Source organism: Niallia sp. M35, from assembly GCF_050971705.1.
In the GTDB taxonomy this organism is placed as follows: Bacteria; Bacillota; Bacilli; order Bacillales; family Cytobacillaceae; genus Niallia; species Niallia circulans_A.
Map to the genome: position 1 here is coordinate 1 of NZ_JBPCEP010000016.1, position 14,853 is coordinate 14,853.

General features: G+C 31.7%; 15 protein-coding genes. 2 read left to right on the top strand and 13 right to left on the bottom strand.

Annotation, left to right across the window (positions count from 1 at the left end):
• Window positions 1-49: 49 nt before the first annotated feature.
• From NiCM35_RS20680 to NiCM35_RS20740, 13 genes are all read right to left on the bottom strand, one after another.
• On the bottom strand, window positions 50-334 hold the full coding sequence (locus NiCM35_RS20680; protein WP_016204921.1) for a hypothetical protein: 285 nt from the start codon (window positions 332-334) through the stop codon (window positions 50-52).
• 768 nt (window positions 335-1,102) lie between these two features.
• Entirely contained in the window at window positions 1,103-1,435 is a 333-nt protein-coding gene (locus NiCM35_RS20685) for a hypothetical protein (protein ID WP_016204923.1), read from the bottom strand.
• 394 nt (window positions 1,436-1,829) lie between these two features.
• Window positions 1,830-3,296: a hypothetical protein gene (locus tag NiCM35_RS20690; protein ID WP_109769258.1), complete on the bottom strand. Its 1,467-nt coding sequence runs from the start codon at window positions 3,294-3,296 to the stop codon at window positions 1,830-1,832.
• Between the two features lie 72 nt (window positions 3,297-3,368).
• Window positions 3,369-3,980, bottom strand: a complete 612-nt coding sequence (locus NiCM35_RS20695; protein WP_047945082.1) for a hypothetical protein — start codon at window positions 3,978-3,980, stop codon at window positions 3,369-3,371.
• A gap of 59 nt (window positions 3,981-4,039) precedes the next feature.
• A complete protein-coding gene (locus tag NiCM35_RS20700) occupies window positions 4,040-4,861 on the bottom strand; it encodes an alpha/beta fold hydrolase (RefSeq protein WP_047945083.1) in 822 nt (273 codons plus the stop codon).
• A gap of 410 nt (window positions 4,862-5,271) precedes the next feature.
• The gene (locus NiCM35_RS20705; RefSeq protein WP_016204927.1) at window positions 5,272-6,915 is read right to left on the bottom strand and encodes an FAD-dependent oxidoreductase; all 1,644 of its coding nucleotides are present in this window, start codon (window positions 6,913-6,915) and stop codon (window positions 5,272-5,274) included.
• 60 nt (window positions 6,916-6,975) lie between these two features.
• Entirely contained in the window at window positions 6,976-8,274 is a 1,299-nt protein-coding gene (locus NiCM35_RS20710; protein WP_016204928.1) for an arsenic transporter, read from the bottom strand.
• Window positions 8,275-8,289: 15 nt separating this feature from the next.
• Window positions 8,290-8,619, bottom strand: a complete 330-nt coding sequence (locus NiCM35_RS20715; protein WP_016204929.1) for an ArsR/SmtB family transcription factor — start codon at window positions 8,617-8,619, stop codon at window positions 8,290-8,292.
• A 167-nt stretch (window positions 8,620-8,786) separates the two neighbouring features.
• Window positions 8,787-9,125, bottom strand: coding sequence for an ArsR/SmtB family transcription factor (locus NiCM35_RS20720; protein WP_016204930.1), 339 nt, complete (start codon window positions 9,123-9,125; stop codon window positions 8,787-8,789).
• A 113-nt stretch (window positions 9,126-9,238) separates the two neighbouring features.
• A complete protein-coding gene (locus NiCM35_RS20725) occupies window positions 9,239-9,448 on the bottom strand; it encodes a hypothetical protein (protein ID WP_016204931.1) in 210 nt (69 codons plus the stop codon).
• Between the two features lie 22 nt (window positions 9,449-9,470).
• On the bottom strand, window positions 9,471-10,841 hold the full coding sequence (locus NiCM35_RS20730; protein WP_109769256.1) for an NAD(P)-binding domain-containing protein: 1,371 nt from the start codon (window positions 10,839-10,841) through the stop codon (window positions 9,471-9,473).
• A gap of 1 nt (window position 10,842) precedes the next feature.
• On the bottom strand, window positions 10,843-11,370 hold the full coding sequence (locus NiCM35_RS20735; RefSeq protein ID WP_016204933.1) for an arsinothricin resistance N-acetyltransferase ArsN1 family A: 528 nt from the start codon (window positions 11,368-11,370) through the stop codon (window positions 10,843-10,845).
• Window positions 11,371-11,439: 69 nt separating this feature from the next.
• Entirely contained in the window at window positions 11,440-11,898 is a 459-nt protein-coding gene (locus NiCM35_RS20740; RefSeq protein WP_016204934.1) for a MarR family winged helix-turn-helix transcriptional regulator, read from the bottom strand.
• Between the two features lie 273 nt (window positions 11,899-12,171).
• Between NiCM35_RS20740 and rnjA the strand changes: the two genes are divergently transcribed.
• Together rnjA and NiCM35_RS20750 are read left to right on the top strand one after the other, a co-directional pair.
• Window positions 12,172-13,842: a ribonuclease J1 gene (rnjA, locus tag NiCM35_RS20745; RefSeq protein ID WP_047945031.1), complete on the top strand. Its 1,671-nt coding sequence runs from the start codon at window positions 12,172-12,174 to the stop codon at window positions 13,840-13,842.
• A gap of 301 nt (window positions 13,843-14,143) precedes the next feature.
• The gene (locus NiCM35_RS20750; RefSeq protein ID WP_016204937.1) at window positions 14,144-14,686 is read left to right on the top strand and encodes a recombinase family protein; all 543 of its coding nucleotides are present in this window, start codon (window positions 14,144-14,146) and stop codon (window positions 14,684-14,686) included.
• Window positions 14,687-14,853 lie beyond the last annotated feature (167 nt).

Below are 14,853 nucleotides of genomic sequence, written 5' to 3' on the forward strand. Positions count from 1 at the left end.
AAAGAGTGGGAATCTTTCTAACACAGTCCAGTTAAACGGATCTTTTATTCTAAAAGAACTCTAAACCTATCATTAAATGATAGAGTGGACTAAAGAGATCTGATTCAACAAGTTCTTTCATATGGTCAAAATGAATTTGTAATTCTTCCATTTCGCTGAGAAGAATTTCGTTATTTGAACTTCCTTCTAAGATGACCTTAATATAAAGAACATCTGAAGATAATTCATCAAGAATTTGCTTATCATACAACTTTTTTAAAAGTTGATCTTCCTTTCTTCTGTTTACCTCATTTAAGAAATTTTCTAATTGGTTAATTACTTCTTTTTTCTTCATTTTATTATCTCCTTTCACTTTGAACTTTCTAAGTAAATAGATTACTTCGTTCGTGACTTTATTATAGTTAACTGTCCTTTATATATAACCGGAAAATGTTCGAGTAATTTCAGCCCTATAATTAGATACTTGCAATCTTAACTTCTATTAGGACAAACGGTTAATATTAAACATCTAAAGAGTTATAGGGAAAAAGTGAAGAGAGTGTACCAAAAATTAAACTTTTTTTGAATAAATTGTGAACTAGTAGGATTATATACTTATGAAATAGAAAGATTAATATGAAAGGAGGGATATAATTGAACGACTATGATTTGTTACTCCATCTAAAAAACCAATATGATGCAACCAATACTTCCACCGACCTCAAAAACCTCATCGATACCTTCTTAGAATATTTTCCAATCGAATAACATATAATAGTTCATCTATTTGTTTTGAATTAACATTAATATGCAGCTTTACTAAAAAAAGAGGAAGACAAAGATGTAGGATTGTTACTTGAAGAAAGAAAAAGATTATTAATTAAAGAACCTTGTTCAACAATAGAAAACACAAGGAATAAAAAGGAATTTCAATTTCTTATTAATAAGTTTTTATCTAAGAAATTATCTTTGGTTGTTATGATAGTTCTACACTTAATAAATAATGTACTTTATTTATTAAGTGTAGAAAATAAAATACATTTTCTAAATATTAAAAATCTCTCGGTTGAATAATGTACCTATCAAGCCGAGAGATTTTTGAATGCCATTTTAATTGTTACATTTAACTAATTTTGATATCTGAAAGTGAATCAACTATGTCTTCATGAAGAATATTGACCTTGAAGTATTCTCTTAATTTACATAAGAATACGTTTAAATTATATTTATATCTTATTTGTATTTTGGTAATACCCGATTCAGGTAAATATTCATGTCCTTTATAACTTCCACCTACTATAAAGAGAGTGATTGTATCACCTTTATAGTCTTGTCCGTTAAAACTAGGTAAGATGGTTAGCGTTTTATTTCCTATATAAGCGGCTGCAACATCTATTGCTGCTTCCGTTGGAGTTACTTTCACTTTAGTATTATTAAAAATGCTATATACTGGCATATTAAGGTCCACCTTTTAAATTTTTTAGATTATAACTTCTTTATACTTATACTAAATTCCATCAATATGTTATTTTTCATAATCTTTCGGAATGCAATCTTGCTAAAGCGCCTATTTTTTTATTGTTTTCTTCATAATTATCAGGAACGGTCATTTTAATAGATAAATACTAATTATTTTTTCATATTTAATCGGAAAAAATATTTTGTTTTCTATTAGAAATAATATATTAGCTACAGAACTACAAAGAATATAAAGGTGGCTATGCAGGAGGAAGAGCAACTTTTGGGGCAAAAATAATTCAAAAAAGCTACACAAATGATAAAATAATCAAAATGTGTAACTTTAAATTTGGGTGTAAATTTTAGGATTTTAATTAACTCTCTATATAATACTAATCAACCCAATTTATTGATTTCAAGTCTTGCTCTAGCCATTTATAAATAATGTCAGTTATTGGTGTATCCTCGAATATATCTAATACTTGACCAGTACGAGTCACACTTAACCACATACAATCATCTCGACGATATTCTTTAATTTTTTTACCAATTTCATAGATAATATTATCATCAAGATGAAAATCATCTGAATCTTCTTTTGTAAATTGGATATCTAAAATAAAATCTTTATAATCTGATGGCAAAGGTTCTAAGTGCCAATTTAATCCCGGACCCGCAGAGAATCCATCTGTTTCTTTAGGTGCTTGTAAATCTCCTTTTAGAGTAAAAGGATAAAGTACAAACTTCCTTAACCTATTTTTTAATAATGGGAAGAATGTTTCAACAATCTCTTTATATCCAATAATCACTTCTTTATAAATTTTTACAGTTCTTATATATAGCTGTTCATCGGAGTAGGCACTCCATACCCAATTGTCTTTAGGATTTTCAATATCCTCCCCAGGTATCGGACATTCTACAACATTAATACCTTTAATCTCTAAATTTGCAATGTAATCCTTATACAATGACATTGGAACTCGTTTTTTATTTACATTTATATCTGAAATATTCTGATATTCTTTTTCAATTCTAGATTTTATTTCATTTATACTGATACTTTTGGTGTATAAAGAGCCTTTCCTGACTATTTTTAAGGAAGTGCTCCACATTAATTCTTTATAAATTATCTCTGTACAGATGGGCAATGCCTTATTTTTAATTATTTTTGTTAATTTACCCCTTAATTCCTCGAATGTCCATCTCCAATACCAACTTGATCTATCACCTGGTCTAGCTCCTTTATAACTTAGCCAGTCATATTCAATCTTATTTCCATCTAGGATATTGATTTCAGGCAGTTTTTTTCTTCCCCTATACCAAGATATATATAACCATTCGTCATCTTTCATTATTCCAATAGGTAGGATAGTTCGATTCATATCCACTGGTGCAATAATATCAGCTAAGATGCCTAAAGATTTTATCCAAGAACTCATGGTCATTCTAATTTTTTCTCCACATTCTTGTGTTGATAAAGAGGTTATATCATTATGAATTCCCCATTTTTTTATACTTTCCTCTATTAGTACTGAAGCAAAACCTGGTACCTTTTCTACAATTTCGCGAAGAATATTGTCAATAGTATCCTCCTTAAATATGGTAATTAGAATAATAAGAGGATATTTCCAGTAATCTAAAGTACCCTTTTCAATTATGTGATTAATATTTATCATATTTTCGGATAACGACTTAGCAGCAAACCATTGATTCAATATCGGAAGAACAAATGATATGTAACCATTTTCTTCAATAATCAAACCACTGTTTAAGAGACTCCTAACTTCGACAATGTCACCTATTTCAGTCTTTTTAACAGGAACATTTCCACTGCTAGTACTTATCATAGCTAAATTCATTAGTAACTGATTTGTATTTGATTCATTTATTTCTACATTTTTAAAGGCGTTTTCTATTAAGTATGCTAGTAGTTAGCCACTGGTATTTGGGATTATATTATTTGTTTTTCTTAAATATAATCCAAGTAAAATCGCGAAAAGAGGACGTTGAATTACTACTTCTATGTCTTTAGGTAGATTGTAAAAATGATAAAGTTTTTGCTGATTATTGATAAAATTTACTATCTCTAATGCTTCATCTTCATTCAAACCTTTCATTCTTATCTTTTCAGAGATATTAGCAAAAATACTTAATGGTCTGCTTGTAAGGATTATGCAGAGATTATCCCATCTTTCAATAGCAATACGCATATTTTCTAATATATTTGATGCGATTGATACTGATACTTCATCCATTCCATCTACTATAATCCAGTATCTTTTTGATTTATCAAGAACTATTTTTTCTAGATACTTTTGAACGTCAATGTCTAATTGTGCTGCATTTATACTTATCGGAATAGGAAAATCAAATTCATTCTCTGCTCTTAATAACAAATCTAAATAAATCTTATCAATAGCAAAAGATTTACCTAGTCCAAACTCACCTTCTATTACTACTAATCGTTTTTCGTCAGTTGGCTTTAAATATTCAAAATTATAGTGTTTATTCTCTAAAAAATATAAAGCTTGTTCTTTATCCAAACCATTTGCCTTAAGTCGTGAAATAGATTTTGCTAAAGTTAGCTTTCTTTGCTCATCTATTATTTTTTTTTTAATACAATATCTCTTTCAAAAATCTCATTTACTGCTTCACTAACATGTCTGTAACTTATAGAACTATGATTTTCTACTTTTAAGATCCCACTATGATCTCCTGGAAGAGGAATTCCTCCTGTCCATTTCGATCTGACAATATGTGGAATGGCGCTGTTTTCTGGCACAATAGTATCCTCTGTTCCAAAGAAAAATTTAAAATCTAAATTAATTGTTTCTAAATGCTTTTGCCATAATCTTATCGTTTCATCTAAAAAACTGCTATTAGGCTCTAAAGATGGAATTTGAGCATGCTTGTTTATACTCTTTATTAATTGATTATATAAAGCAAATGAAGAACCATTATATGGTGTAGCTAAACTAATCATACCTTTTACATTATGAGTTTGATTATGTTCAAGTTCCTCGAGAATATATCTTATAGCTACTAATCCACCCATACTATGACCGATTAATAATACATTTTTATATTGCTTAATTTTTTTCGAGTCAATTTCTCTTTTTAATTCCCTAGCCAAAGTTTCAATAGTAGTAAAAGGACCTTTTCCAACAGAAAAACTTTTAAATTTACCTAGTTTAAGTTTTTTAATTCCCATTAGAGCCAATAATCCGTTTGCTAAATGGAATGTATCATAAGTTATTTCCGCTACATCTACATTTTTAAATGTATCATCAGTTAAAAATAGATCTATCCATGAAATACCATCCTGTTTCCATGTATTATCAGATGCACCAAGTCCATGTATCAGTACGATTAAATTATCATTTTTTATATCATTTTTTTTATGTAACAATAAATTTAACGCCAATTCAAATCCCTCATTTATCCATATATAACAAAATGTTAACACTCATAGTCAATTATACCAAGATATGCTTCATCATTCATTACAATAAGCGAAATACATTGAAACTTCGCTATCTTTCAAAATTACTAACTTTCACCATCTCTTTATCTTTTGAAACAAGATTGTAAGTTTGATTAGAGTTCATTATATCAATTTCTATCTGGAACGAAAAAATCATAATAATCACCTTGTATAATTATTCTGCTCCCATAGCGACATAAGGAAGAGAAGTTCCAATAATTCAAGGGAAGCACTCATTTGTTTAAGTACATTTTTTTACAAGCTCTTCTTCTTAACTTAGTATTGGATATATAACACTTTTGCAAAAAAAGACCCCAAGTACTCTACACCCGAGGTCTAAATGTTAATTATTATTTGTTCTTCATATAATTTTGGTAATTCTTATTTCCACCAGAAAGATTATATATATCATTAAACCCTAAGTTACGCAAAACATTTTGTGCAGCATTCCCAGTGACTCCACCATTACAGTAAGTTACGGTTGGTAAGTTACGATCAAGCTCTCTACTTTTCACACGTAATTCACCTAGTGGTATATTTATTGCACTCTCCACTTTTGATACATTATGTTGTTTTGGTGCTCTGGTATCAATTACTTGAAGAGCTTCTCCTTTTTCTATTCTCTCCGTTAGTTCCTTTGGTGTAATTAGCTTATTTTTCTTTTCAATAGCATTTTGCAGAGCCATTCCAGTGTACATTACTGGATCTTTTGTTGTACTGAATGGAGGTGCATAGGCAAGATCTAGATGGAATAAATCTTCTGCTTTTGCTTTAAACGTCATTGCTGTTACAAATACATCAATCCGTTTATCTACACCTTCTTCTCCAACTATTTGTACACCTAATATTCTGCCAGTTTCTCTATCAGCAATTGCTTTAATAACTAATTCTTTTCCTCCGAGGTACTCTGCTCTAGCCGGTTTAATATTATGAAGTATTTCGATATCATAGCCTTCTTCTAATGCTTCTACTTCATTCATACCTGTTTGACCAACAGCCAAATCAAATACTCTTAAGATACCAGTACCTAAAATACCTCGGTGTTCTAAAGAACCTCCCGTTATTACATCTCCAGCTATTCTTCCCATTTTATTAGCTGTACTTCCTAATGGACGATAGATAGGTTTTCCTGTAATAACGGAGTAGCTTTCAGCAACATCACCAACAGCATAAACATCAGGAAGGTTAGTCTGCATTTTGGAGTTAACTGCAATAGCTCCAGTACTACCAATTTCAACACCGATTTCCTTAGCCAATTGTGTATTTGGACGAACACCCGTAGCTAATATAACAATATCCGTTTCAATAGCTTTTCCTGATTTAGTTTGTACTTCCTTCTTGCTTATCGCAGTTACCTCATCATTTAAGATGAGATTGACTCCTTTTTTAACTAAGTGTTCTTCCACTCGTGAAGCGATATCTTTATCCATATGTGCCATTACATGATTACTACGTTGTACGATTGTTACCTCTAAACCTCTATGAGTAAGCTGTTCTGCCATTTCTAATCCAATATAGCCAGCTCCTATGATGGTTGCTTTCTTTGGTTGGTTTGCTTTCATATATTGATCAATAGCTGCTGTATTTTGTATCGTACGAACTTGGAAAACATGCTCTCCATCTACTCCATCAATATCAGGTTTAATTGGAGAAGCCCCTGTTGCAAAAACCAATACATCATAAGAGTCTTCTTTTATTTCATTTGTATCTAAGTTCTTCACTTGAACTTTCTTCTGCTCGGCATCAATTGTAGTTACTTCATGACGAGTAAAAATATCTACGTTATATCGCTTTTTAAACCAAGCAGCACTTCTTGGAGTTAATGTTTCCAGATTTTCTACTTCTCCACCTAGAAAATAAGGAATACCGCATATGGAATAAGAAATGTCATAGTCTGCATTATATAGAGTGATTTCCGCATTTTCATCGTTCCTACGTGCCTTTGCTGCTACAGATGTTCCTGCTGCTACAGATCCTATAATTAGTACTTTCATATTTATATCCTCCAAAATTAGTATCAATATTACTCTGTATAATTAACAATTCCCGTTCATTTATGAAAGAATGGAAAGCCACAGATATAAGCCGATTAGAGTTATCAAAAGGGTTGGAATAGTTAAGACAATACCTGTTTTAAAATAAGTTCCCCATGATATTTTTACACCTTTTTGAGATAAAACATGGAGCCATAACAACGTTGCTAATGAACCAATTGGTGTAATCTTAGGACCTAAATCAGATCCAATAACATTGGCATAAATTAACCCTTCTTTTATTACTCCTGTAGCATTTGTATCTGCAATTGCTAATGCATCAATAAGTACAGTTGGCATATTATTCATTATGGACGATATGATTGCTGCAATGAATCCCATTCCCATGGTTGCAACAAACAATCCTTGGTCTGCAGCTGCTTGAATAACACTAGATAGCAGGTCTGTTAAACCTACATTACGCAATCCATAAATTACGACATACATTCCAATAGAGAAGAATACAATTGCCCACGGAGCACCCTTTACTACTTTCTTAATAGATACAGCAGCGCTTCTTCTTGCAAATACAAGGAAAATAATCGCAATTACACCTGCTATGATTGAGACTGGAATAGACAGGAATTCACTCACGAAATAGCCAATAAGTAAAACAGCTAAAATCATCCAAGATAAACGAAACATCTTTAAATCTTTTATTGCTTCTTGTGGTACTTTTAATTGATTTAAATCATAAACCTTTGGAATTCTTTTACGGAAATATAAGTACAACACCAGGATACTTGCTATTAAAGAAAAAATATTTGGCACAATCATTCTGGATGCATATTCTACAAATCCGATATCAAAGAAATCAGCAGAAACAATGTTGACCAAATTACTAACAACTAAAGGTAATGATGTAGTGTCTGCTATAAAACCACTTGCAATGATAAACGGAAAAACCATTTTCTCGTCTAACTTTAAAGCTCTAACCATCGCTAAAACGATTGGTGTTAAAATTAGTGCTGCCCCATCGTTTGCAAAAAACGCTGCAACAATAGCACCTAAAATAGCAACGTAAACAAACATCTTGAGTCCATTACCACCAGCAACTCTTGCCATATGTAAAGCTGCCCATTCAAAAAATCCTATTTCATCTAAGATTAAAGAAATAATAATGATTGCGACAAATGCAAGTGTTGCATTCCAAACAATTCCAGTTACGTCAATGACATCATTGAAATCAACTACACCAACAAGAAGAGCTAATATTGCCCCGCCACATGCTGACCAACCAATCGAAAGATTTTTCGGTTGCCAGATAACTAATGTCAGTGTTACTAAAAAGATAATTATTGCTAATATAGTTTGTAACAAAGCTGTTAACCTCCATTAATTACATATAATTCTTAAACCCTTTTCCTCTAGCCATAGTAATTTTTCTCTCTGACTTGGAACATGTTTTAATAACTCTTTAACTAATACGTAGTATTCACTTGTTGTGTTTAAAGAATAAACCACCCACTGACCTTTTCTTTGTTCTTTAACAATTCCAAGATCTCGCATCTTCCGTAAATGCTGGCTAATAGAAGGTTGTGACATATTAAAAAGTTCAACAAATTCACAGACACAACACTCCTGTTCATCCAACATGCTTACCATAGATAATCTTGTTTTATCTCCTAAAAGCTTTAATACATTTGCAGTATCCTTTATATCCATTACAGTTGCCAGATTTATTTACCTCCCTTAGTATCTTCAAAAAAAAATGGTACTCATGTAACCAATCAAAGATATTAATGAAGAACTCATTTGCGTATATAATTATATGCTTATATGTTAATTATAAAAAAAGTTAATGTCAACCACATTAACCCTTATTATTTTATTTATTCACAAGAAATACGCATTCCGTTTTCCTCAAGCCAAATAAATTTTTCATTTTGATTTGGAATGTAATTTAAAATGTTTTTAATCATAGGGAAATATTGATTTCCTTGCTCTAGAGAATAGATAACCCATTTGCCTTTTCTTTGCTCTTTAACCAGACCAGCATCTTTTAATTTTCTCAAATGTTGACTTATAGCTGGCTGTGACATTTGAAACACATCCACAAATTCACATACACAGCAGTCATTTATCATTAGCATTCCCATTATGGATAACCTTGTCTTATCACCTAGTAGTTTCAAAATATTCGCAATAGTATCTATTTGTTCAATAGTCATGTATAATCATCCGTTCCATTTGAATTACCTTTATACTAAATGGAGTAGTCATAGTATGCAAGAAAATAAGAGTTAGTTAAACTCTTATTTTCTCTTTTCAATAGTATATTTAATTAATGAGCTATTTCCTTCTCTAATTCGCAATAAGCTCGAATGAAATTACTATAGGATATAGATCCAAGTGTATTTTCTTTATTGCTAAATAATCTTGCAAAAGCCTTCTCTCTTGCTAATTCAATGGAAACTTCCAAACTATTCATGATTAATTTCAAGTAAGCTTTAAAATAATCTTTACTTAGATTGCCACCTTTATTTATAACCATATATAACCCTCACTCTTAATTATTAGGAGCAACACGAATTCGTCTCACAACTATTATTAGGTGTAATATTAGAGAAACTCACGCTACAAACCCCTGTCTCAGGTAAATCTAGCTCTACTTTTTCAGAAGATTCTATATCTCCTGCCATAAATGCTGCTATTGAACGTACCTGTTCATATCCTGTAGCCATTAAGAAGGTTGGAGCTCGACCATAGCTTTTAGATCCAACAATATATAGATTCTTCTCAGGCTGCCTCAATTCTTTTTCACCATGTGGACGAACTGTTCCACAGCTATGCAAATTAGGATCAATTAAAGGAGAAATTGCCTCTACACTTTCAGTAGCAAAATCAACTTTTGTACGTAATTCATTTAAAAAAGAGTAACTAGGTCGATTTCCTGTATTGACAATAACTTCATCAATCGATTCAATTTCCAGCTTTACACCGTTCACTTCTCCTATAATATTTAGCGTTGAGGTATTATTCCTTTTTATCAACTGATCTACTCTAAAGGAAGTGTGTACTTGAACGATCCCTTTATCCACCAATCCATGAATCCTGCTGCCTAATAATCCTCTTGCTTCTAAGGCATCCTTTTCCTCTCCACCATATGCATCCTCTACCCGTTCTTTGCGGATAATCCATATAATTTCTGTTTTAGGGTTCTTTTCCTTTAAAATCCCTAATTCTAATAAAGCATTAATGGCAGAGTGACCGCTTCCTATAACTGCTACTTTCTTATTTTTGTAGCGGTTTATACTTTCTCCCAAGATATCAGGTAACCCATAAAAAATGTTGTCCTTCAGGGATTTTTCTGATTCTAACCAAACTCCATTGGAGTTAGCTGGATTAGGATTTCCCCATGTACCAGTAGCATCAATGACAGCTCTTGACTCAAGAACTTGAATAGTCCCTTTATACTCTGTATAAATAACAAATGGGACATTCTCTCTGTTAGCTGTCTTCATTTTATCGGTATTTTTTTTGGCTATAGAAATGACTTTTGTATTTAAAGCTATTACTTCTTGTAATTCTGGAATCTTTGATAAAGGGATTAAATAATTTTCCACGAGTTCTTTACCAGTAGGTATTTCCTCAAGATTCGGTTGTTCCCATCCATCTCTCTCTAATAAAGTAGATGCTGCTTTATCGATGTTGTATTTCCATTGTGAGAATAGTTTTATATGCTTCCAAGTAAGGATGTTTGCTCCCACTTCTGTTCCAGCTTCTAGAACAATCACTTTTTGCTTATATTGAATCAAATGAGCTGCAGCAGCTAAACCTACAGGACCTGCCCCAATAATAGCAATAGGTAGTTCTTTACTGATAGTTGTATTTTCTTGAGTTTCATCCGATGGCTGACAGCAAGATGATAAGATAAAATCAGACATATTAATTACTCTCCTTTGTATTTAACAAATAGTAATCTTGATCAAAAAGCAACTTTTCCATTATCATTACATCTACAAATTTGCCTCTTAATCTTCCTTGATTTTTAAATAATCCAACCTCCCTATAGTTTAGTTTTCGGTATAAACCTTGGCCTAAAGTATTTATAGGAAATGTAGAGAGCACTAGTTTGTAGAAATCCTGTGATTTTGCTTCTTCTTCTAAGACATGTAATAGTTGCTGTCCTAGTCCTTGGCCCCTAAATCCCCTATGTATATATATGGATATTTCTCCTACGCAATCATAAGCAGCCCTACTATTGTATGGGTTAATCGAAGCCCACCCCATAATTTCTCCTTGTTCATTGGTTGCTACGAAAGCACAATATCTTCCATTATGAAGATTAAAACAATTGTAAATATAGTTTTCGTCTTTAGATTCTTCTTCAAAGCTGGCTATTCCATCTTCAATTCCTTGATTATAAATCTCTAATATAGCCGATAAATCCCTTTTCTCTACTTTCCTAATCATTTTTCCATCCCCTTAATTGACTTTTTCATTAATTGACTTTATCAACTATATTGTTTAATGAAGGCCACCTTATTTGGTGGCACAACTACCTAACCCATTATTTTTGTTCATTGCAACCAATAGCAAACTTAGACTTTCTAAAACCTGTTGATGCTTATCTTCCTGTATGTGCTCGAAAATATTACCGAGATACTCCATCATTTGATTGGAAATTTCATCTGCTTTCGATTCCCCTTCATCTGTAAGTGACAAAAGGACATATCTTCTATCATTAGGGTCTGGAACTCTTGAGATGAAGTGAAGCTCAACCAATTTATTAACCTGACGACTTAAAAGTCCTGTATCCATGATTAACTTTTCTGCCAATGTCTGTAGAGATATATTCGGACTCTTACTTAACTCATAGACAATGTGACTTTGCGATACTGTAATTCCACAACAGTCAGAACCATCTTTCTGAAGAAGTCCAAAGTCCCTTACCAACTGTTGTAACAACTCACGTATTTGAATTTTATCCTGGGTTTTCATATATTATCGCCTCTACACTAAATGATAACGTCATTAATTGATATTGTCAAATGTTAAACTTCCTAATTCTTATGAGACATAAGAAACAGTTTCAAAAAGGTTCCTTTTTAGGTCTACAAATGATAGACTATGCTTAATAATGGTATGAAAGATGAAGATAAAATATTTATATCAAAAGTAATTCTTCGAAATTTAGAAAAATCATTAATAAAATCTAGATATATATCGATATTAATTTCTCTTATCGAATTTTAATTTAGAAGGAGTTAGAATATGAATAGTTTACAATATAGCAGCAAAACAAAAATATTTGCTTTAGGTGGTCTAGGAGAAATCGGAAAAAACATGTATGTAATCGAGTACAATGATGAAATTATAATTGTAGATGCTGGATTTAAATTTCCTGAATCCGAATTATTAGGTATAGACTATGTTATACCTGATTATACGTACTTGGAGAAAAACAAAGACAAAATTAAAGGTTTATTTATTACACATGGACACGAAGATCATATAGGTGGAGTTCCTTTTTTATTTAAGCGTATAAAAGTACCTATTTATGCAGGGGCTCTAGCAACAGCATTAATTCAGAGTAAGTTAGAGGAACATAAAACAGGTTATGTAGAAATGATACATATTTCAGATGATATTGATGTTCAATTTGACAATATAAAAGTAAGATTTTTCCGAACAACACATAGCATTCCAGATTCTTTCGGCGTAGTAATCACCACACCTGATGGAAATATTGTGCATACAGGTGATTTTAAATTTGATTTTACACCAATGGGGATAGAAGCCAACCTTCACAAAATAGCAGAAATTGGTCGAGAAGGAGTTTTATGTTTATTATCTGATAGTACAAATAGTGAAGTACCCGGTTTTTCAATGTCTGAAAAAAAAGTTGGAGAATCGATTAAAGAGATATTCGAAGCAACACAATCTCGTATTTTATTTGCGACATTTGCATCAAACATTCATAGAATACAACAAGTAGTTGAAGCTTCTATTCGTTATAAGCGGAAAATCGCTATCGTTGGAAGAAGTATGGAAAAAACAATTCAGATAGGAAAAAACCTAGGTTATATACAGGCTCCTGAAGATATATTTGTTGAAATCAGTCAAATTAATTATCTTCCAACTCATGAAGTAACTATTATATGTACAGGAAGTCAAGGAGAACCTATGGCTGCATTGTCGAGAATAGCAAATGGTAATCATCGACAAATTCATATTGTCAAAGGTGACACAGTTGTTTTTTCTTCCTCTCCTATTCCTGGGAATATTATAAGTGTTAATCGGACAATTAATCAATTATTCCGAGTAGGTGCAAATGTTATACACCATAAAATTAGTGATATTCATACATCTGGTCATGGTACCCAAGAAGAACAAAAATTAATGATATCACTAATAAAGCCCAAATACTTCATGCCCATTCATGGAGAATACCGAATGTTAAAAAAACACGTAGAATTAGCTGTTGATTGGGGTGTTTCACTAGAAAATTGCTTTGTTATGGATAATGGTCAAGTACTAGAAATCTCTGAAGATGAAGCACGAATTAACAGTAAAACAATACCTTCCCAAGGTGTCTATGTTGATGGAAGCGGTATAGGTGATATAGGAAATATTGTATTACGTGATCGCAAAATTTTATCCGAAGAAGGAATTATCATCATAAGTCTAAGTATGGATAGTAAAAAAAAGCAGTTAGTATCTCCACCTGCAATAGTTACAAGAGGATTCGTTTATATGCGTGGGTCTGAAGAACTTATGAGAACAATAGAAAAAGTGGTAAATGAATGTGTATCCACACTACTCAAACAAGATATATTAAATTGGGGGAAAATTAAACAAGAGATTGTGGAAGTTCTTAGTCCATTCTTATATGCTGAAACTGGACGTCGACCAATGTTACTACCCATTATTATAGAAGTGTAAGAATACAATATTTTCTTTTATAAAAATTGTCACAGAAACTAACAAAGGGTTTCTTTTTTCAACTACTTTAAGAAACCTTTTTATATAAAGTAATAATTAGAGATGCACTGTTAAGCTAAGCCAATTATCCTCCTGATAAATAAAAATATGAAAAAATTATTATCTATCATAGTTGATTGATTTACCTTGTGTCCAATTAAACTTAATAAAAACATTATCTCTAATAAGAGGAAAATCATAGGAAGTACAATAAAAAAATATGTTATTATAGTTTGGTCACAACACCATCAGGAGGATAAATATGTTATATGGCTACGCTAGACCAACACAAGAAGATCTTACTTGCAAAAAACAAATAACTCAATTAGAAGCAATAAATTGCACATCTATCATTTTAGAAGACCATTCCTCAGCCAAAAAAAGAATAAAATTAATAGAATTAATAAACTCTCTTTCAAGTGAGGACAAAATTGTTATTACTAAATTTTTCGCACTTGCTGATTCCACCCGTCATCTTCTGGAAATAATGGAGAAAGTTCAGAAAAAGAACGCATTTTTGCAGTCGTTACATGAAAATGTCGATACTAGCATAACAAAACACTATGAATTTACTGGGATACTAAATCATTTAGTTGAATTCCAAACAGACTTGATTAGTGAAAAAACCAAAGAAGGATTATTTGAAGCAAAAAAAAATGGAAAAGCACCTGGAAGACCAAAAAAGCCAGATAAAAATGTTAAACTTGCCATGTCAATGTACAAAAGTGGAAAATTCAGTCTTGCCCAAATAAAGGAACATACCGGAATCAGTAAAACTACTCTGTATCGATATCTAGAAAAATAATACTTCATCAGTGTTTTACAAATCTCCAATTAATTACTAGTGAAACTAAATCATTACTTAGTGTAGCTATTCTCCACTATAATTCATCACTTTAGAGGTTGGCTCCTTAATACAAGAATTATTTTAGATAGCCATCTTCTCATCTTTTTAATCAAAAGGAGTGTAGT